We start from the raw sequence: 18840 nt of genomic DNA, 5'->3' as shown, positions 1-18840 counted from the left end.
GCCGGTCAATAATGAAGCTCAGCGAAAATCGGCCGCCGGCGAAAGACCGCGCTTACGGGCGCCGCTTGAGCCCGCGGCGCTTGAAGGAGACCGCCTTTGGCAAGTTCCTCGTTTCCGGAGTTGCAACCGTCCGCACGCGTCCTGCTCGGGCCGGGCCCCTCGAACGTTCATCCGCGCGTGATGAAGGCGATGTTGTCGCCGGTGGTCGGCCATCTCGACCCCGACTTCGTCAGGGTGATGGACGACATCAAGAAGATGCTGCGGATGGTGTTCCGCACCGACAACGAGATCACCTTCCCGGTTTCCGGCACCGGCTCGGCCGGGATGCAGACCGTGATGGCGAACCTGATCGAGCCGGGCGACGAGGTGGTGATCGGCACCGCCGGCGTGTTCGGCACCCGGATGGTCGAAGTCGCCACGCGGCTCGGTGCGCAGATCCATCAGGTGGACGCCGAGTGGGGCAGGATCGTCGAGCCCGCGCGGATCGAGCAGGCGCTCAAGGCGGCGCGGTCGCCCAAGCTGGTCGCGGTCGTGCACGCCGAGACCTCGACCGGAATTCATCAGCCGATCGAGGAGATCGCGAAAATGGCGCACGCGCGCGGCGCGCTGATGGTGGCCGACGGCGTGACGTCGCTTGGATGCGTGCCGCTGGAGATCGACGCCTGGCAGATCGACGCCTGTTACAGTTGCACGCAAAAGGGCGTGGGCGCGCCGCCCGGACTCTCGCCGGTGACTTTCAGCGCGCACGCGATGGAAGCCGTGCGCCGGCGCAAGACGCCGTGCACCTCATGGTACTTCGACCTTTCGCTGATCGAGAAGTACTGGGGCCCCGACCGCGTCTATCATCACACCGCGCCGATCACGATGAACTATGCGCTGTACGAGGCGCTTCGGATCGTGATCGAGGAGGGGCTCGAGGCGCGTTTTCAGCGTCATCGCGCGAACGCGGCCGCGCTGCAGGCCGGGATCGAGAACATGGGCCTCGGCCTCGCGGCGCAGGAGGGCTTCCGGCTGCCGCAACTCACCACGGTCGCGGTGCCGTCGGGCATCGACGAGGCCAGGGTGCGCGCGCAACTGATCGAGAAATTCAACATCGAGGTCGGCGCCGGGCTGGGACCGCTCAAGGGCAAGGTCTGGCGGATCGGCCTGATGGGCGAGTCGTGCAAGCGCGAGAACGTGATGCTCGTTCTGAGCGCGCTCGAGACGATCCTGGAATCGATGGGCTTCGAGATCGCGCGCGGGAAATCGCTGGCGGCGGCCGATCGCGCCTACAGCGGTTCTGCCGCGTAGTGCGGTTCAGGCCGCCTGCCGGTTGGCGATCGCGGTCTCGCGAATGACTCTGAGCAGCGTGCTGCGCTTGAGCGGCTTGCCCAGATGCGAATCGCATCCGGCCTCCACCGCCTTGCGCACGGTTTCGTCGAAGGTTGACGCGGTGAGCGCGATGATTGGCGTGCGGCGCGTGTCGTGCTCGCGCTCCCACTGCCGGAAGCGGCGCACCGCGGTGAACCCGTCCATCACCGGCATCTGGATGTCCATCAGGACCAGGTCGTAGCGGCCGCTCGTCAGTTTGTCGACCGCGACCTGGCCGTTCTCGGCCTCGTCGAGTCCGTAACCGGTTTTGCCGAGGTACGCGCGAATCAGCAGGCGGTTGTCGAGCGAATCGTCGGCGAGCAGTATCCGACAGGGCGCGACTTGTTCACCGGCGATCGCCAGAACCGGCTGCGCGGACGCGCCTGCGGCGCCGTCCGATACGCTCGGCGTGGACTGTTCGAAATGAGCCGATTGGTCGAGCGCACCGCCGGTTGGGGCAGCCGCCGGGCCGACCGCCTCCGGCGCCCGCCGTGCAAAGTCAGCCGCCGCCGCGAGCAGGTCGGCGCGTTTGAGCGGCTTGACCACGTAGTGTTCGAGGCCGGCTTCGCGCAGCCCCACGAAGGCCTTCGAGAGGTCGTAGGAGCTGACCGTAGCCACCGTCAGGCCCGGCGCCTTGACGGGGTCGGCACCGATGCGCTGCGCGAGTTCAAGCCCGCCCGCCTGCGGCCGCGAGCAATCGGCGAATACCAGTTGGAACGGCTCGGCGGCCCGCTTGACCGCCTCCATCGCTTCGTCCGCCGACGCGGCCTCCATCACCAAAGCGCCGCGGGCGGCGAAAATCTCGCGCATCGTGGCGCGGCAGGTCGCGTTGCGATCCATGATCAGCACGCGCACTCCGCCAAGGTCCATCGGGGCCCCGGCCGACGCGTCGGATAGACCGGGCGGCACGCCAAAACGCGCCGTGAAGTGAAAGACGCTGCCCTTGCCGATCTCGCTCTCGACCCACACCCGGCCGCCCATCAAATGCACCAGCCGCTCGACGATCGCGAGTCCGAGCCCGCTGCCGCCGTACTTGCGGGTGGTCGAAGAGTCGGCCTGGGCGAAGGGCGAAAAGATCGACGTGAGCTTTTCGGGCGGGATGCCGACGCCGGTATCGCTTACCGAAAAGCGCAGCGCGCCCGGTTCGCGGCTTTGCGTGTCGCGCCCGATCGCGACGACGACCTCGCCGTGCTCGGTAAACTTGAGCGCATTGCCGACCAGGTTGGTCAGCACCTGGTTGAGCCGCAACGGGTCGCCGACCAGCGTCGCCGGCAAATCGGGCGCGAAGCGGACCACGAGTTCGACCTGGGTCTGGCGCGCGCGAATCGCGAGCGTGTCGGCGACGCGTTCGACCAGCTCGGCGATATTAAAGGGCGTCTGCTCGAGGCTGAGCTGTCCGCTCTCGACCCGGGTAAGGTCAAGGATGCTGTTGAGGAGTTCCAGCAGGTTCGCGCCGTTGTTGACTATGCGGTCGACATAGTGGCGCTGCTCGGGCCCGAGCTGGGTATCGGTCAGCAGATCGGCCGAGCCGAGGATGACGTTGAGCGGAGTGCGGATCTCGTGCGACATGCACGAGAGAAACTGCGACTTGGCTTCCGAGGCAGCCAGCGCGACCTCGCGCGCCGCGACCAGCGCTTCGTGCGCCTTGCGCAGTTCGGTCACGTCGCGCACCGTGCTGATCACGCACTCCTCGCCGTTGATGATCGCCCGCACCGACGAGATCAGCGCCGTCACCGACTCGCCGCTGCGCATTCGGAAGCGGACCTCGACGTTGCGCGCAAAGCCGACGGTCTTTATCTCCTCGGAGAGCAATTTCGCCTGCTCGAGGTCGTCCCACAGATTGAGGTCCAAGGGCAGGTGCCCGATGGCCTCCTCGCGGCTGTAGCCCGTGCGATCGACGAACTCGCGGTTGACGTCGATGATGTGGCCGTCGACGGTGCGGCTGATGACGATCGCGTCGGAGCTGGTCTCGAATACGCGGCGGAACTTTTCCTCGCTTTCGCCGAGCTGCAAATCGCGTTCGCGCAGCGCCTTATACTGTTGCGTCCGCTCGCGGAAGCGCACGCCGAAGGTGGCGGCGCACTGGGAGAGACATGCCGCCGTGATCACTCCCAGCCAGTGGTAGAGAATGTTGAGATTGGGATGGGCGGAGAACAGCGTGTTGGCCAGCAGGGCGAAAACGCTCAGCATGCCGAGCCCCAACTGCCAGTGCGCTTCCCATGGCACCAGCATTGCCGAGCCCAGCATGATCAACAGCAAGGAGACGAACAGCGCCTCGTGGCGGTCCGGCGCCGCGACACTCATAACGGCGGAGCTGACGATGAGCATCGCGCACAGCGAGAAGGCCGCCGAGCGCCAGTGTTCACGAAAACCGCGGGTCCAGCTTATGCTGAGGCCGGCCACGGCGGCGAAGAAATTGAACAGATGAAATGCGCTGAGCAACCAGGGATCGACTCCCCGCGTGCCGCCCAGCCTGAGTTCGGAAATCAGCAGGAGCGGCTGGGTCACGAGAATGATGACGATACCGACGCGAATGAGCAGGGTAGCCCACGCGTCGTCAGGCAGGGCGGGCGCCAGGTCGAGGCTGAGGCTTCCCCGACTGGAGTCCACAGGTTTTGCAGCAAAAAATGGGCGCATTTCGAAAGCCCTAAAGGGCCGCGTCCGACTAACTGCAATCGACATGCCCGAAAAAAATCCAACGAATTCGCGGCAGATCAGCTATTCTGACACTCTAAAGCAAACAATTCTGCATCAAGCCCTATGCAAACGTGCAACATTAAGCTAAAAGATAGGTCACAAAGATAGTGTTATCGGTTGAAGGATAAGTCGTTGACGAGCTGCGGGTGACCGAGTGCAATTGCGGCTCCTAACTACGGATGATGAGCGGCGCGAGTTCGCCGACCGTCTCGTACATGCCAGGGCTGGCAAAGGGCTCGGCTTCAGCGAGACGGGCCACTCGGCGCTTGGTGAAATTCATCTTGGTTACGGCGAGGTGCGCGCGCTCTATGACGAGACCGGGTCCGCGCCGAACGAGATGCTGGCCGGGTTCGTACTTCACAGCCTCGCAACATTTCCGCAAAGCTATCCGCGTCCGGACCTGACTCATCTGCCCGCCGAGGACGTATACGAGTGTGGCGAGTTATGGGCTCTTGCGCCGGGGGCCGCGCGGCTTGCCAGGCATGCCGGCTTCATCCTTGCGGGCTTGCGCAAAGCACAAGCGATCCTGGTCTATCCGATATTCAAACCGCGGAATCTGACGCCGTTTTACAAAACCTTCTCGCGCGCGGGAGTGCCTATCGAGTGGCCCTACGCGAAGACGCTTGAAGGCGGCGAGGTGTGGGTGCAGCCGATGGTGCTCGAAGGGCTGGCGCTCGAGATGACGGTCAACGTCGCGACCGCGCTCAGCCTCGAATCCTTCGACGGCCGGACTCTGCAGTTTCGCAATCCCTTTCCGATCGTGCCGAAGCTTGGCCGAAGAATTCCGCTGCACGCTCCCAGCGTGCCGGAAGTTCGCGGCGGCAGACGCGTCCTGCAACTGCGCCGCTAGGCGGCCGCGATTCTCCCCTGCGCATCGCTGCGCGCTAGAACGGTCTCAGCACCGCGAGCGCGAGAATGCCCAGCAAGAGTGCGCTTACGAATCCGTGGATCATCTTGAACTCGCGGGTTGAGGCGCTCGACGGGTCGTTCTCCAGGTTCAGGATCCGGCGGTAGAGGCGATAGTGGAAGTAGAGCAGCACCAGGACTAGCACCAGCTTCGCGTGCAGCCAGCCCAGCATCAGCACTGAGGGATCGAGCAGGATCAGGACGATGCCGAAGAAGACCGTGGTCAGCGCGCCGATATTGCATCCGATCTGAAACAGCCGGCGCGCGATCAGGATCAGCCGCTCGCGCGCGGCTCCCACTTCTTCCGCGGCCAGCGACAACATCGAAGCGATCACCAGCAGATTGCCGACCCAGATGATCACTCCGAACAGGTGAAAAACGATCACCCATCTGATGAGGCCCGTCCAATTGACCATCGTGCCGCTCCCTCCTCAGGCCGCTCGACTATGGCTTATCCGCAACGCCAGCACCATCGCCAACGCGGCCGTCGCCGCGCCGGCGAGGTAGGGCGCCGCAGGGCCCCTCGCCTGGTAAAGCATCCCGCCCGCGATCGGGCCCAGCACGCGCGCCAGCGAGAGCACCGATTGGTTGAGCCCGAGTGCTTCACCCTGGAGCTCGCCCGCGGTGCGGCGCGAAATCAGCGTGGCGACCGCGGTGGTGCCGAATCCGTATCCCGACGCGATCAGAATCAGCATCCCGTAAAGCGCGGCGTGTGAGGGCCAGCTTCCAAGCGGTGCAAGGCCCAGGGCCAGCGCCGCCGCGCCGGCCGTCACCAGCGCCGCCTCGCCGGTGCGCGGCACGAGCTTGCCGACCAGGTAGCCCTGCGCGAGCGCCTGCACCAGTCCGGCGAAGGCGAGCAATCCGCCGACCCCGGCCGCCGCGTAGCCATACACCGCTGGCACGGTGAGCGCGAAGGTCGCCTCCAGCTCCGCGATCGCGAGGGTGATCAGAAACGCGATCGCGAACAGAAGCCCGCGCGCGCGATGACGCCCGAGCAGCCGCGGCAAACTGAACGACGATCGAAAGCCCGCGCGCGCGCTGCGCTCGGTATCGCGAGCAGCCCCGCGCGGGGCGAGCGATTCGGGCAGCCGGACGGCGGCGAAGATGAGATTGGCGAACGTCAGCGCCGCCGCGAACAGCACCGGCGTGCGCAAGCTCACCGCCCCGAGCACGCCGCCGACCGCCGGTCCGAGCACGAAGCCGAGGCCGAAGGCCGCGCCGATCATGCCCATCGCCTGCGCGCGCTTCGATTCCTCGGTGGTGTCGGCGACGTATGCCTGCGCGGTCGAGATAGTGGCCGCGCAGGCGCCATGCACGGCGCGCGAGGCCAGCAGCCCGGCAAACGAATTCGTGAAGGCATAGATCACATAGCTCAGCGACGAACCGAACAGCCCCAGCATGATGATCGGGCGGCGGCCGATCCGATCGGAAAGCCGTCCGAGCAACGGCGCGAAAATGAACTGCGCCATCGAATAAGCCGAAAGCAGCAGTCCGATCGCCCCGGCGCCGATACCCAGGCGCGCCGCGTACATCGGCAGAAACGGAATCACGATGCCGAAGCCGAGCAGATCGAAGAACACGGTCGCAAACAGGATGAGCCGCGACGCGCCGTCGGGTCTCGCGCCGGAGAGCGCGGGTTTTGATGTTTGCGAAGTTGGCATCGGGGATCCCGGTTTGGAGTCGGTCTGGCTTCGGCCGTCGGCGCGCGATGAAGGAAATCGCGATGAAGGAAATCCTATGACGGCCGCGCAGTCAAGCAAGGCGGGCGCGGCTCCTGAGTGCCATCGCGCGCGCCCGGCGATTTCAGACGATCGCCGCGAGCGGAATTTTCGCCGGAGCGCGCACCCTAGCGATCGCCGTACGGAGTTTGCGACGGCGGTTGCGCCGAATCGTCTTCGGTGGCGAAGCGGTAGACCAGCTCGTCGGGGCGCACGTAACCGAGTTCCTCGCGGATGCGGCGCTCGAGGTAGCGGTCGTCGCCGCCGAGGCGGGCGACCTTGACCCTCAACTCCGCGTTGGATTTCAGCAGATCCCTGTGCGCGGCTTCGAATTGCGCGCGCCGCGCGCGCAGCGCGATCAGATCGCGCAGGCCCGACGGCCCGCTGACAAAGTCCGCGGCGAGCAGGGCGCAGGCCCCGGTCAGAACCAGCGTGAGCCATCTGCTGCGCAGGTGCAGGGTAAAGCGGGTCACAAGCATTATCGTAAAAAGGCTTGTCGCGAACTTCAAGCAGACTTATGACTGAACGCCATTCTAAACCGGCAAAGGTGAGGCATCGCAAGGCTTCTTACATTTTTAAAATTTCTTTATAAATGATCCGCCTTCTTCTTGATTTTTGAATAACGGGTTTCTATAATCCGGCCTTGAAGGCGAGATCAGCAACGGCTCGCCAGAGGTTCAGGGGGTTTCGGGAGCTTGTCCGGCAGCAGCAACTGTTAAGGAGGTGTCTATGCCAGTTAAGAAGAAAAGTTCCGCGAAAAAATCCAAGCCGAAGTTGAAGACGAGTATGAAGAAGAAAGCCGGCAAGAAAAAGAAGAAGTAAGGGCATAAGTTTTCCTCCGGAAAACCGGAGGCTGGCCAGGATGCCGGGCATGCTGCTGCGATAAGCCGGGGTGAAACAACCCCGTACCGCGAGAGGGCCCCTGAACAAGGGGCCCTCTTTTTTTTTCACTGAAACACTCACGCACGGTTAGCGAGCGCCGCTTGCGGCGCGCGATGCGCATGGCGCAACGTAGTTGTGATGGACACGCGGCTTGGCCGAATTCCGTCCGCATGCGAGCGGCCCGAACCGCTGAAGTTCGCATGGCCGCTGATTCTGCTGCCCGAGCTTTTCACCACTGCGCGTCATCTTGCGGTCTCACGCGGGTACTTCGCGAGCATCGGATGGGAAGTTTACGCGCCCGATCTTCGCGCGGCGGCGCCGGCGGTGCCGCGCGACTCCCGCGCATCAGGCGGGCAGGCGTACGGCTTCGAGCGTCTCGCGGCGTTGTTGTCCGAGGCTCTGACCGCGCTTGGGCGCGGTGCGATCGTCGTTGGCCACGGTCTTGGAGGGCTCCTCGCTCTGCACGCGGCCCGGCATCCGCAGGTGAAAGCGGCCGTCGCGCTGGCGCCGATGCTGCCGCACTTTCGATCGCCGCTCGTGATGAACGCGGCCAACTGGCGGGCGCGATGGCTCGGCGGCGCGCTCAGACCGCCGCGCGGCGCGATGCTGTTCCATCTGCTCGCCGACGCCGAGCCCTTTGCGCTCGAGGCACTGAGCGGAGCTCTCGTGGCCGACGACGCGCGCGCAGCGCTCGAGGTCGTGCGCGGCAGGATAAAGTTGGACGAATTCCCCTTCCTCCACGGCGGGCGCGCCGTGCCGCGGCTCGTCATCACGGGAGATTCCGATCCGTTCGCGCCGCTGGAGAAGACGCGCGAATTCGCTGAACGGCTCGGAGCGGCGATCCGCGTGGTGCGCGGCCGCGGCCATTGGCTCATCGGCGGACGCGCGCTGGAGCGCACCGTAGCCGAGGTCCAGCGCTTCCTGGTGCGCAGCCTGGACGGCGATCTGTTGCTGCTCTACTCCGAGCAATGGCAGGAGACGGACGACGAGCCGGGAGACGGATGACGAGCAATGGGAGCGCGGCGCCGGCGCGCGAAGCCAATCGATGATTTCGATTCGAATTGATCGGCAGGGTCCATTTTGTTAGATTGGCTTATGGCGCTGCACCAAATAGCAGCATCCAGCAACATGGTTGAAGGCCCGCGGATATCCGCGGGCTTTTTTGCATAAAGGAGACTCCCAATGCCGCAGTCGGAGCTTCGCGAGGGACTCACTTTCGACGACGTCCTGCTTCTGCCGCAGGCCTCCGACCTGCTGCCCTCGAGCTGCGAGGTCTCGACGATGCTCACTCCCAGCATCCGCCTGCGCATCCCGCTGGTCTCCAGTCCGATGGACACGGTGACCGAGTCGCGCTCGGCGATCGCGATCGCGCAGCTTGGCGGGCTGGGCTTCATTCATCGCAACCTCACAGTCGAACGGCAGGCAGCTGAAGTCGCCGCGGTGAAGAAGTATGAAAGCGGCATGATCGCCGACCCCGTCACGGTTCATCCCGAACAGAGAATCGCCGACGCGCTCGCGACCATGGAGCGCCACGGGATCTCGGGCCTGCCCGTGGTCGCCGACGGCCGCCTGGTCGGCATCCTGACCAATCGCGACCTGCGCTTCGAGAAACGCCTAGACAAGCTCGTGCGCGAGGTGATGACCACGCGCGTGGTCACCGCTCATCCCGGCATCGGCCTCGAACAGGCCAAGGAAATCCTCCAGGCCCATCGCATCGAAAAGCTGCCGCTGGTCGACGAACGCCAGCGCCTGTGCGGGCTTATCACCGTCAAGGACATGGACAAGGCGACACGCCATCCCCATTCGAGCAAGGACAAGATGGGACGGCTGCGCGTCGGCGCCGCGATCGGCGTGGGGCCCGAACGCGAGGAGCGCGCGGCGGCGCTGGTCCGCGCGGGCGTCGACGTGCTGGTCATCGATACCGCACACGGCCATTCGCGCAACGTGATCGACGCGCTGCGCGCGACCAAGCTGGCCCATCCCGGGATCGACATGGTCGCCGGCAATGTCGCCACCGCCGAGGGTGCCAAGGCGCTGATCGATGCGGGCGCCGATGCACTCAGGGTCGGGATGGGTCCCGGGTCGATTTGCACCACGCGGGTGATTTCGGGCGTCGGCGTGCCGCAGATTACCGCGATCATGGATTGCGTTGCGATGGCCGAGCCGCGCGGCATCCCGCTCATCGCCGACGGCGGCATCCGCTTCTCGGGCGACATCGTGAAGGCGCTCGCGGCGGGCGCGGCGACCGTGATGATCGGGTCGCTCTTCGCCGGCAGCGAAGAAAGTCCCGGCGAGACGATTCTCTACCAGGGCCGGACTTACAAGCTCTATCGCGGGATGGGATCGCTTGGCGCGATGAGTGAACGCGTGCGCGACCGTTACGGCCAGAGCGACGTGGAAGAGAGCAAGCTCGTGCCGGAAGGAATTGAGGGCCGGGTACCGCATCGCGGACCGCTCGCCTCCAACATCGAACAACTGGTCGGCGGCCTGCAGTCCGGGATGGGTTATGTCGGGGCCGCCAATCTCGCCGAGCTGCGCCGGCGCGCCCGCTTCATCCGCGTAACCGACGCGGGCCAGCGCGAGAGCCACGTGCACGATGTCTTCGTGACCAAGGAAGCGCCGAACTATCGTCCCTAGCACCGGTCAAGCCGCGCGGGAATGCGACAGGTTCAAGCGCCATGAGCGAGCGCCGCGCCGCCGGTTGCTGGAGGCCGCTCGATGCGGCCGCGCCGGCGTGGCACAATCGACTGCGCGTTGGTGATGCTACGATACATCGGCGGATGAAGCGGCCGCAGTGCGCGCACTCAAGGGGCGCACGCGGGCGGGGCGGCGCAACAAGATGGCTCAGACAAAGAAAATCCGCGTCGGCGTGCTCTTCGGCGGACGCTCGAGCGAGCATGAGATCTCGCTGCGTTCGGCGTTCACCGTGATGTCGGCGATGGATCCGGCGCGCTATGAAGTGGTGCCGATCGGGATCGGCCGCGACGGGCGCTGGTATTGGCGCGCCGACGCGATCCGGATGCTGGCCGACGCGGCGCCGCGCCTGGAAGCGCTCGCAGGCGGCGGTATTGAGGTCAGCCTGCTGCCTCATCCCGCTGCCAACGCGTTAGTCCAAGCACCGGCCGGCGCGCCGCGCGCCGCAGAAGTTGCGGGGCCCGGCGCCGGCAAGCTCCCCGGCCCGCTCGACGTCGTGTTTCCCGTCCTGCATGGGAGTTATGGCGAGGACGGCACCGTGCAGGGGCTGCTGGAGCTGGCGGGCCTTCCATACGTCGGCGCGGGCGTGCTCGGCTCCGCGGTCGGGATGGACAAGGACGTCCAAAAGCGGCTGTTGCGCGAGGCTGGATTGCCTGTGGTGCGCTACGCGATGATTGAGCGCTGGCAATGGCGCGAGAAGCCGGCGCGCGCGGCCGAGCTTGCGCGTTCGCTCGGGTACCCGGTGTTCGTCAAGCCCAATGCGCTCGGCTCGTCGGTCGGGATCAGCAAGGTCAAGAGCGAGCGCGAACTCGGCGCGGCGCTCGAGGAGGCGTTTGCGTACGACCGCAAGGTGCTGATCGAGGCCTCCTGCATCGGGCGCGAGCTGGAATGCGCGGTGCTCGGCAACGAGCGGCCCGAGTCCTCGATTCCCGGCGAAATCGTCATCAAGGGACGCCACGAGTTCTACAGCTACGAATCGAAATACGTCGATCCGGAGGGCGCCGAGGTCAGGATTCCCGCTGCGCTCAACGCCGCGCAGAGCGAGCATCTGCGCCAACTTGCCTGCGGCGCGTTTCGCGCGCTCGGCCTGCGCGGGATGGCGCGGGTCGATTTTCTGGCGCGGCCGGCGCTCAGCGAAATCTACGTCAACGAGGTCAACACGATTCCAGGCTTCACCGCCATAAGCATGTATCCCAAACTATGGGAGGCCTCCGGCCTGCCGCTTAACCGGCTCATCGATCGCCTGATCGAACTCGCGCTCGAGGAGCATCGCGAGCGCGCCGCGCTCAAGATAACCTACGAGATCAAAGGCTAACGGTTCGCGAGCCCCCGGCCGCGTAATCCTGCGCGATGAAAGCTCTGCTGATCGCCACCACCAATCCCGCCAAGCTCGAGGAATACCGGTTGCTGCTGCGCGGCTACGATCTCGCCCCGCTTTCCCTGCGCGAGGCCGGCATCGGCGATGACGCTCCCGAAGAGACCGGCGCAACTTTCGTCGAGAACGCGCTGCTCAAGGCGCGCTGCTATTTCGCGCGCGCCCATCTGCCGACCATCGCCGACGACGGCGGCCTGATGGTTGACGCGCTCGGCGGCGAACCCGGCGTGCGGTCTCATCGATGGCTTGCTGGCGACGGCGCGGACGCCGCTGCCGCCGCTCATGGCGACCTTGACCGCGCGCTTGCCGAGGAGGTGATACGCCGGATGGCCGGGGTGGAGCCGGCACGCCGCGGCGCGCGTCTGCGCGCCGCCGTCGCTCTCGTCTACGATGATGACGGACGCGCCCGGGAACGCGTGAGCGAAGCCTCTCTTGAGGGGGTTATCGCGGAGAGGGTGTGGCCGCGGATGCGGCTGGGCTTTCCCTACCGCGCCGTACTCTTTTTGCCGGATCGGGGATGCTACCTGGGCGAGCTTTCCGACGAGGAGGCGGCGCGTCTGAGCCAGCGCCGCGCGGCGCTCGAGGGTCTGCGCGCCGATCTGCTTCGCATTGCAGGCTCGCGCTGAGATGGCGCGCCTCTATTCGCACCGGGCGGCGGACTTGTTGTCGCTGCCAGAATGTCGCTGGTCGCGGCGCGCCAACTTTGTCAAAATACGCGACGTTTCGCGCGGGCCGAGCCGCTGTCGAACTCGCAACGTACCTCAATCGCGCCCGACTACTTTGACGCGCAGCGCCTGCCAGGCGAGATGGCGAAGATAATCGGGCCTAGCCGATGGACCATCTGACTCAGCTCCAAACCCTGCTCGGACTCGACGCGCTGTCGCTCGACGCGCGCGCGGTGGTCGAGTCGGCCGCAGCAGTTGCGGCGTTGCTCTATGCGCTCGCGCTGCGTCATCGGCGGGGCAATTTGCGGGGCTGGCCGGTTACGATGGTCGGAGTCGGGCTGGTGGTCGACCTCGCGACGCCGCTCTTCGGCCGCGCCTGGTTCGCCTATCTCGTCGATACGGTCGCGGTGGTGCTGTTCCTGTGGGGCGTAATCCGGATCGGGCTGGAGCTGTCCGACGCCGCGACGCATCGCGGGCGCGAGCATTTCTCGACCATCTTCCGCGACCTGCTCACGCTGATCCTGTGGCTGCTGGTCGTGATGGTCGTGCTCCATACATTTTTCAAGATCGACGTGACCGCGCTGCTCGCGGTGCCGGCCGTGCTGGGCGTGGTGATCGGCTTCGCGCTGCAAGAGACGCTGGGCAATATCTTCAGCGGACTAACGTTGCAAATCTCGCGCCCGTTCGCGCCCGGCGATTGGGTGCGCGTGGCCGACAAGGTCGGGACCGTCCACGACGTCGGATGGCGAGCGACGACGATCGTGACTCGCTCGAATGAATGGCTCGACATTCCCAACGCTCAGTTGGCCAAGGACCTGCTGTTCAATTACGGCAAACATGCGGTGGCCGAAGAAGTTTCGATCGGCCTCAGCTACGGCGAGCCGCCCAACCGGGTGCGCGAAGTCGTCCTCAACGTACTCCGCGACGTTCCCGATATCCTGAGCACTCCTGAGCCCGAGGTTATGACCTGGGATTTCGGCGACTACGCGATCCGTTACCGGATCAAGTACTGGATCGGCGACTACGGGCGCGCCGAGCAGATCCACGCCCGCGTGATGTCCGGATTGTGGTACGCGATGCGCCGCCACGCGATCGAGATTCCCTTTCCCGTCCGCACCATGCTGTTCAAGCAGGAGATCCAGATCGAGGCGTCGGAGGCGGCGCGCGAAATCGCCGCCGAGCTGCGCGGCGTCGATTTTCTGCGCGAGCTCAGCGACGAGGAACTGCACATCCTGGCCGGCGCCGTCCGCGTGCGCCAGTTCGGCGCCGGCGAGGCGCTGATGCGCCAGGGCGATACCGGCGACACTTTTTACATAATTCGCCACGGCACCGTCGATGTGACGACCAACGGCTCCGACGGCCGGCAGGTCCATATCGCCGAACTGGCCCGGCCGGCCTTTTTCGGCGAGATGGCGCTGATGACGGGCGAACCACGCAACGCCACCATCCGCGCGCGCATCGACGTCGAAGTTCTCGAGATGAACCGCGCCGGCTTCACCGAACTCTTCAGAACCCATCCCGACGCCGCCGCCCAGATGAGCGAAATCATCGCCGCCCGCCTGAGCCAGCGGCGCGAACGGCTCGACGCGGGACAGCAGACCGACGGCGGCGCGCGCGGCCGCTCGATGTGGCTGCTGGCCAAAATGCGCGAGATATTCGATATCTAGACGAGGCGCTTGCCACCGCCGGCACGCGCTCTGGCGGTGGCGTGCCCGCGCGCGCCCGACGGAGGAATCGGCCATGGTCAAGACGATTACGTTCATCAAGCGCAAGCCGGGGATGAGCGTCGACGAGTTCGGGAAATACTGGCGCAACCAGCACGCCCCCATCGTGGTAAAGCTGCCCGGACTTCGCCGCTACGTGCAATGCCATACGATCCCCTCGGGCTACCGCAACGGCGAGCCCGCCTATGACGGCGTGGCCGAGGTCTGGTTCGATTCGACCGACGCGATGCGCGCGACCGCGGCGACGCCGGAGTACCGCGCGGTGCGCGCCGACGAGCCCAACTTCATCGATCTTGCGCAGATCGATTTCCTCATCACCGATGAACGGGTGCAGAAGGACGCGCCGGCCGAACCCTCGATGGTGCACCTGGTCGAATTCGTCACCCGCAAGCCCGGGATGTCGGTCGAAGACTTCCAGCGCCACTGGAGCCAGGTGCACGGCCCGCTCGGCGCGAAGATCCCGATGGTGCGGCGCTACGTGCAGTGCCACGTGCGGCCGGCGGCCTATCGCGAGGGCCGCCAGCCCCGCTTCGACGGCGTGGCCGAAGTATGGTTCGACTCGACCGCCGCGATGCGCGAATCGGCGACCACGGCGGAGTACCGCGCGGTGCGCGCCGACGAACCCAACTTCATCGGCACGGCGCATCCATTCCCGTTCATCATCACGCGGGATTTCACCGTGCTCTGAGTTGTTGCGGGCGCGCGGCTACTTGGTTTCGAACTCGAAGACCATCTCGGTCGGATTCCCGTCGGTCGCCTCGACGATCTTCTCCAGGTAGAGATTGACCAGCGCGTCGTCGGGCGCTTCGCGGTTGAGCGCCTGCAGCACCGTGTTCGCGGCGGTCGCTTCGCCGCTGCGGATGTGCTCGAGCGCGCGGTTAAAGCGCTCATAGAAGGAAGGATCGATTCCGTTTCCGCCGTGTCCGGCGACGTCCACGATCGGCACCAATTGCGCCTTGCCCTTGACCTTGACCAACCCGACCTCGCGCGCGCAATACTTGCCCGCGGCCTCGGCCAGGGTCTGGCGGGTGACCAGCAGATGGACCTGGAAATGGCGCGTCAGGCCCTCCAGGCGCGAAGCCAGATTGACCGTGTCGCCGACCGCCGAATAGTCGAAGCGCTGCGCGCCGCCGAAGTTGCCCACTACCACTTCGCCGGTGGCGATGCCGATGCCGATGTCGACGTCGGCGAAGCGTTCGTCGGACTGGCGCAGATGGCGGAGGCCGTCGAGCATCCTGAGCGCGCAATCGATCGCGGCCGCCGCGGGGTTCTCGATCTCATTCGGCGCGCCCCAGAACGCCATGATCCCGTCGCCCATCAGCTTGTCCACCACGCCGTCCGACTTGAAGATGATGTCGATCATCACGCTCATGTACGTGTTGAGCAGCGCGACCACCCGCTCGGGCTCGGAACGCTCGGCGCGCGAGGTGAAATTGACGATGTCGGAGAACAGGATCGCGAGATGGCGCCGCTCGCCGCTAAGGCGCAGCCCCTGGGGGTCGTCGACCACCGAGGCGACCACGTTGGGGTTGAGATAATGCTCGAAGGCGGAGCGCAGGTAGCGTTTTTCGCTGCCCTCGGTCACGTAGCGGTAGGTTGCCAGCAGCATGTATGTAATCAGCACCGCGGCCATCGGCAGCGCCACGTCGATCAACACGCCGTCCTCGATCAGGCGGTACTGCGCGTACGCCGAAAAGCCGACGATCACCAGGAGCGCGGCGCTCGCCGACCATAGCGGCGAAAGATAGGCCGCGGCGAGACTGATCGCGAGCACCAGCGCGAGCGCCACGCCTTCCTCTTCCGCGGTGCCTTCGATGCGCGAGCGCCGGATGAAGTCGCCGCGCAGCACGTTGTCGATCGCGTTGGCATGGATCTCCACGCCGGGAAAATCGCCACCGGTCGGCGTGATCTTGCGGTCGCCGAGCGCGTGCGCGGTCATCCCGACCAGCACGATCTTTCCCGCGATCGCCTCGGGCGGCACCCGGTGCGCGATGAGATCGGCGATCGAGTATGCGGGAAAGGTGCCCGGCGGACCGCGGAAATTGATTAGCATCCGCCCGATCTCGTCCACCGGGATTTCTTCGCCGCCGAGCGCGACCTGCTGCACGCCCTCGGGACCTACCACCAGCCTGAGCGGCGCGTTCTTCAGGTAAGCCGCGGTCACCGCCAGGTAGAGCGGCACGCAATAGCGCCTGCCGAAACGAACCACGGAAAGCTCGGAGCGCAATACGCCGTCGGAATCGGCGTCGATATCGACATAGCCGATCCCGCGCGCCGCGCTGTTGAGCGTCGCTATCGGAGGCAGGTAGGCGCGTGCCGCGACCAGCAAGGCCGGCGCTGCATCAGGCAACTCGCGCACCAGGTTATAGGCGAGCGGTGCCGGCGTTATCGGCGCGGTCTTGAAACCGGCCGGAAGCGGCGCCGCGAGCGCCTGCCTCGCGCTCTTCAGATCGAAATGGCTTTCGAAGGCATAGCCGATGAAGGTCGAACCTTCGCCCCTTACGGCATTGGCAAAGGCGAGATCGTTGCCGGTGCCCAGGGTCTCTTTGATCGCCGCGTCGCTGACGCCCAGGCCCTTGAGACGCGTGGCGATTTGATCGGCCTGGATGTCGTCCTCGTCGCGCTCGCTGAACAGCACGTCATAGCCGACCACCGCAGCCTTGTAATCGCGGAGCGCATCGTTGAGCCGCGCCTCCACGCTGCGCGGCCACGGCCAATGGCCCAGCTCGGCGACGCTGGTCTCGTCGATCGCGGCAATCACGACCGCGCCGCTGAGCGGCGGCCGGCGCGTGACGTAAATCCGGAGGTCCGAGGCCTTCAGATCGGCCAGCTCGAAGACCGCCGGATGGAGAGCGTTGAAGATGAAGAGCGCGGCCAGGATGGCGATCCCGATGAGCAGCGGGCGCCATGCGTGCCGGTGACGGCTCGTCTTGACACTGGTCGGTTTGGCCATCGCGGACGAACGGCTCAGAGCTTAGCGCGTTGCCGCGCCGCCCGCGACCATCCGCTGCGGAGTTGCGTCGAGCCGGAGGCGGCGATCAACGCAATTCGACATCGAAGCGCCGACGAATATGGCGCTGGCAGGATGAGCGTCGCTCCCGCGCAGCGCGGTTCAGTTCACTCGTTGGGGCTCTTGGTTGGCTTGTGATGGCTGCCGCCTCCGCTGAATACGCCGGCGGCAGCCAATCCGCCGACCGTACCGCCGACCACGATCGCACTGCCGAGGAAGAGGCCGGTCGTGCTGGCGCCGAGCGCAGCCGCGGCCGCGGCCGCGCCGAGCTCGCTCGGCGGGAACGGCGCGAAACCGCATACCACGGTCGTTTTGTGGCCCGGAGGTACCTAGACCGAGCCGCCGCCAGGATTGGTCGTGTTGGTCACTTCGACCGTGCCGTCATAGACCGATACCTGGGTGAAGCGGCGGCAATCCTTGTACTTCTTGCGGTCCTCGTCGCTCATCGTGTTGGGCGGCTGATCGCTGGTGGACGTGTCATATTCGGTGCCGCGAGCCGAGGCGACCGCGTTGGGCGTATGAACCTCGAAATTAGGCGTCGGCGACGACGTGTACGATACGAAGGAACGCACCAAACCGGAGAAGAGGCTTAGCTTGGTGTTGCGCGTGTTGGTCCCGACCATCTGCTGGTCGATGGCCAGGGAGCTTGATTCGTCCAGCTCCAGCTTGCTGTTATCCGTCAGGGTTATGGTGGCGCGGCTGTTCGGGCCGCTGACGATCCGGTCGCCGACGTCAACCGCCGTGCCTGGCGTGGCCGGTACGGTGGTTCCGCCACGCTCGATATGCACGTCGTCCGTGAGGGCGGTGACGGAACCCGCGGGCGTCGTCTATGCCATCGCGCGGTTCGCGGTGATGAGCGTAAACGTGACTACAAGCACTATAGCCAAATGCAAAATATTGCTCTTAGTCATGGAAAAGCATCTTTTACGAGCTAATTGCTTTTGCGCTGCGCACCTTTACCGTCTCATCTTTCCATGTCAAACCCTGAAGCATTAAATGAAATGTCTTTTTCTCGCTTATTTTCAAAAGACGGTTCTAATCGAGCGTTCCAGCGAACGCTCCAGTTCGGCCAGGTTGGCGCATCGATGGAGTCCGTCAACCTCGCGCGCGTACTGATAGATAGCGCTGTCCCCGGTTCCCCATCGTTCCGCCACCTCCGGCGTCAGCCATACCGCGGCGCGGCACAGGCGCCGCAGGTCGCGCAAAAGATCGGCGCGCGCCGGTCGTCGATTGTTGCGCGCGTCTCCCAATATCACCATGAGCGTCGCCCGTGAGAGCAGTTCCCCGCGCCGGTCCCACAGCCCGACGAGCACCTTGCCGAAATCCGAGCGCGCATAGAGGTCCAGCGCGGGATCGGTGGCCACGTGTCCGCCGCCGAACTCGGCCTCGGCGAGGCGATCGATGAAGACGAAGCTGCGCACTCGCCGGAAATAGCCATGAACGCCGGCCACCAGTTCCAACATCAGCGTCGAGCAGTAGCGTACCGAGCCCGAAACGTCGGCCAGGATCAGAAGGTCGGCGTGGCGGGGGCGCCGTGCGCGAAACCGCAGCTCGGCGAGCGCGCCACCGTGCTGCAGCGAGGCGCGGATGGTCCGGCGGAAATCGACGCGGCCGCGCGCCGCAGCGTGAAGCCTGCGGCCTAATCGCAAACGGAAGCGGCGAACGAGCGGGGCAAGCGCGTCGCGCGCCGTTTCGTACTCGAGGTCGGTGTAGGCGGCGAACGGTGTGCGCCGCGCGTCGCGAAGCGTTGCTTGGCGGCGCGCGTCCATGCCCGTCGCGCCATGGTCGACGCTGTTACGAGCGCGCGGCGCGTGGGTCT

The 18840-nt window shown here is 65.6% G+C and carries 16 protein-coding genes; 8 read left to right on the top strand and 8 right to left on the bottom strand.

Annotation, left to right across the window (positions count from 1 at the left end):
- Positions 1-96: 96 nt before the first annotated feature.
- Positions 97-1290, top strand: a complete 1194-nt coding sequence (locus VMI09_02185) for an alanine--glyoxylate aminotransferase family protein (protein HTQ23474.1) — start codon at positions 97-99, stop codon at positions 1288-1290.
- Between the two features lie 6 nt (positions 1291-1296).
- Here VMI09_02185 and VMI09_02180 read toward each other — a convergent pair whose 3' ends face one another.
- Positions 1297-3960 (bottom strand): response regulator, encoded by a 2664-nt coding sequence (locus tag VMI09_02180; GenBank protein ID HTQ23473.1) that lies wholly within the window; start codon positions 3958-3960, stop codon positions 1297-1299.
- A 241-nt stretch (positions 3961-4201) separates the two neighbouring features.
- On the opposite strand from VMI09_02180, the gene VMI09_02175 reads away from it, so the two are divergent.
- Complete coding sequence (locus VMI09_02175; GenBank protein ID HTQ23472.1) at positions 4202-4897, top strand: hypothetical protein; 696 nt, start codon at positions 4202-4204, stop codon at positions 4895-4897.
- A 34-nt stretch (positions 4898-4931) separates the two neighbouring features.
- Here VMI09_02175 and VMI09_02170 read toward each other — a convergent pair whose 3' ends face one another.
- The 3 genes from VMI09_02170 to VMI09_02160 form a co-directional block, all read right to left on the bottom strand.
- Complete coding sequence (locus VMI09_02170; protein HTQ23471.1) at positions 4932-5369, bottom strand: CopD family protein; 438 nt, start codon at positions 5367-5369, stop codon at positions 4932-4934.
- Between the two features lie 15 nt (positions 5370-5384).
- On the bottom strand, positions 5385-6614 hold the full coding sequence (locus VMI09_02165) for an MFS transporter (protein ID HTQ23470.1): 1230 nt from the start codon (positions 6612-6614) through the stop codon (positions 5385-5387).
- Positions 6615-6799: 185 nt separating this feature from the next.
- Positions 6800-7144, bottom strand: coding sequence for a septum formation initiator family protein (locus VMI09_02160; protein ID HTQ23469.1), 345 nt, complete (start codon positions 7142-7144; stop codon positions 6800-6802).
- Positions 7145-7691: 547 nt separating this feature from the next.
- On the opposite strand from VMI09_02160, the gene VMI09_02155 reads away from it, so the two are divergent.
- The 6 genes from VMI09_02155 (at position 7692) to VMI09_02130 (ending at position 14699) form a co-directional block, all read left to right on the top strand.
- On the top strand, positions 7692-8558 hold the full coding sequence (locus VMI09_02155) for an alpha/beta fold hydrolase (GenBank protein HTQ23468.1): 867 nt from the start codon (positions 7692-7694) through the stop codon (positions 8556-8558).
- Between the two features lie 177 nt (positions 8559-8735).
- On the top strand, positions 8736-10190 hold the full coding sequence (guaB, locus tag VMI09_02150) for an IMP dehydrogenase (protein HTQ23467.1): 1455 nt from the start codon (positions 8736-8738) through the stop codon (positions 10188-10190).
- Between the two features lie 202 nt (positions 10191-10392).
- Positions 10393-11562 (top strand): D-alanine--D-alanine ligase family protein, encoded by a 1170-nt coding sequence (locus VMI09_02145; GenBank protein ID HTQ23466.1) that lies wholly within the window; start codon positions 10393-10395, stop codon positions 11560-11562.
- Positions 11563-11597: 35 nt separating this feature from the next.
- Positions 11598-12248: a non-canonical purine NTP pyrophosphatase gene (locus VMI09_02140; protein ID HTQ23465.1), complete on the top strand. Its 651-nt coding sequence runs from the start codon at positions 11598-11600 to the stop codon at positions 12246-12248.
- A 206-nt stretch (positions 12249-12454) separates the two neighbouring features.
- Positions 12455-13954, top strand: coding sequence for a mechanosensitive ion channel family protein (locus VMI09_02135; protein HTQ23464.1), 1500 nt, complete (start codon positions 12455-12457; stop codon positions 13952-13954).
- 73 nt (positions 13955-14027) lie between these two features.
- Complete coding sequence (locus VMI09_02130; protein HTQ23463.1) at positions 14028-14699, top strand: EthD family reductase; 672 nt, start codon at positions 14028-14030, stop codon at positions 14697-14699.
- A gap of 18 nt (positions 14700-14717) precedes the next feature.
- Here the strand turns inward: VMI09_02130 and VMI09_02125 are convergent, their stop codons facing one another.
- The 4 genes from VMI09_02125 to VMI09_02110 form a co-directional block, all read right to left on the bottom strand.
- Positions 14718-16964, bottom strand: coding sequence for an adenylate/guanylate cyclase domain-containing protein (locus VMI09_02125; protein ID HTQ23462.1), 2247 nt, complete (start codon positions 16962-16964; stop codon positions 14718-14720).
- A 164-nt stretch (positions 16965-17128) separates the two neighbouring features.
- Positions 17129-17326 carry a hypothetical protein gene (locus VMI09_02120; protein HTQ23461.1) on the bottom strand — a complete coding sequence of 66 codons (198 nt, stop codon included), beginning with the start codon at positions 17324-17326 and terminating at the stop codon, positions 17129-17131.
- Between the two features lie 24 nt (positions 17327-17350).
- Positions 17351-17809, bottom strand: coding sequence for a FecR family protein (locus tag VMI09_02115; GenBank protein HTQ23460.1), 459 nt, complete (start codon positions 17807-17809; stop codon positions 17351-17353).
- 234 nt (positions 17810-18043) lie between these two features.
- Positions 18044-18840: VWA domain-containing protein (locus VMI09_02110; protein ID HTQ23459.1), on the bottom strand; the 797-nt coding region annotated here is incomplete at its 5' end.

It is taken from the genome of Candidatus Binataceae bacterium, from assembly GCA_035500095.1.
Taxonomy (GTDB): domain Bacteria; phylum Desulfobacterota; class Binatia; order Binatales; family Binataceae; genus JAKAVN01.
Note: the sequence above shows the minus strand (reverse complement) of the source record. Positions and strands in the feature narration are given on the sequence as shown.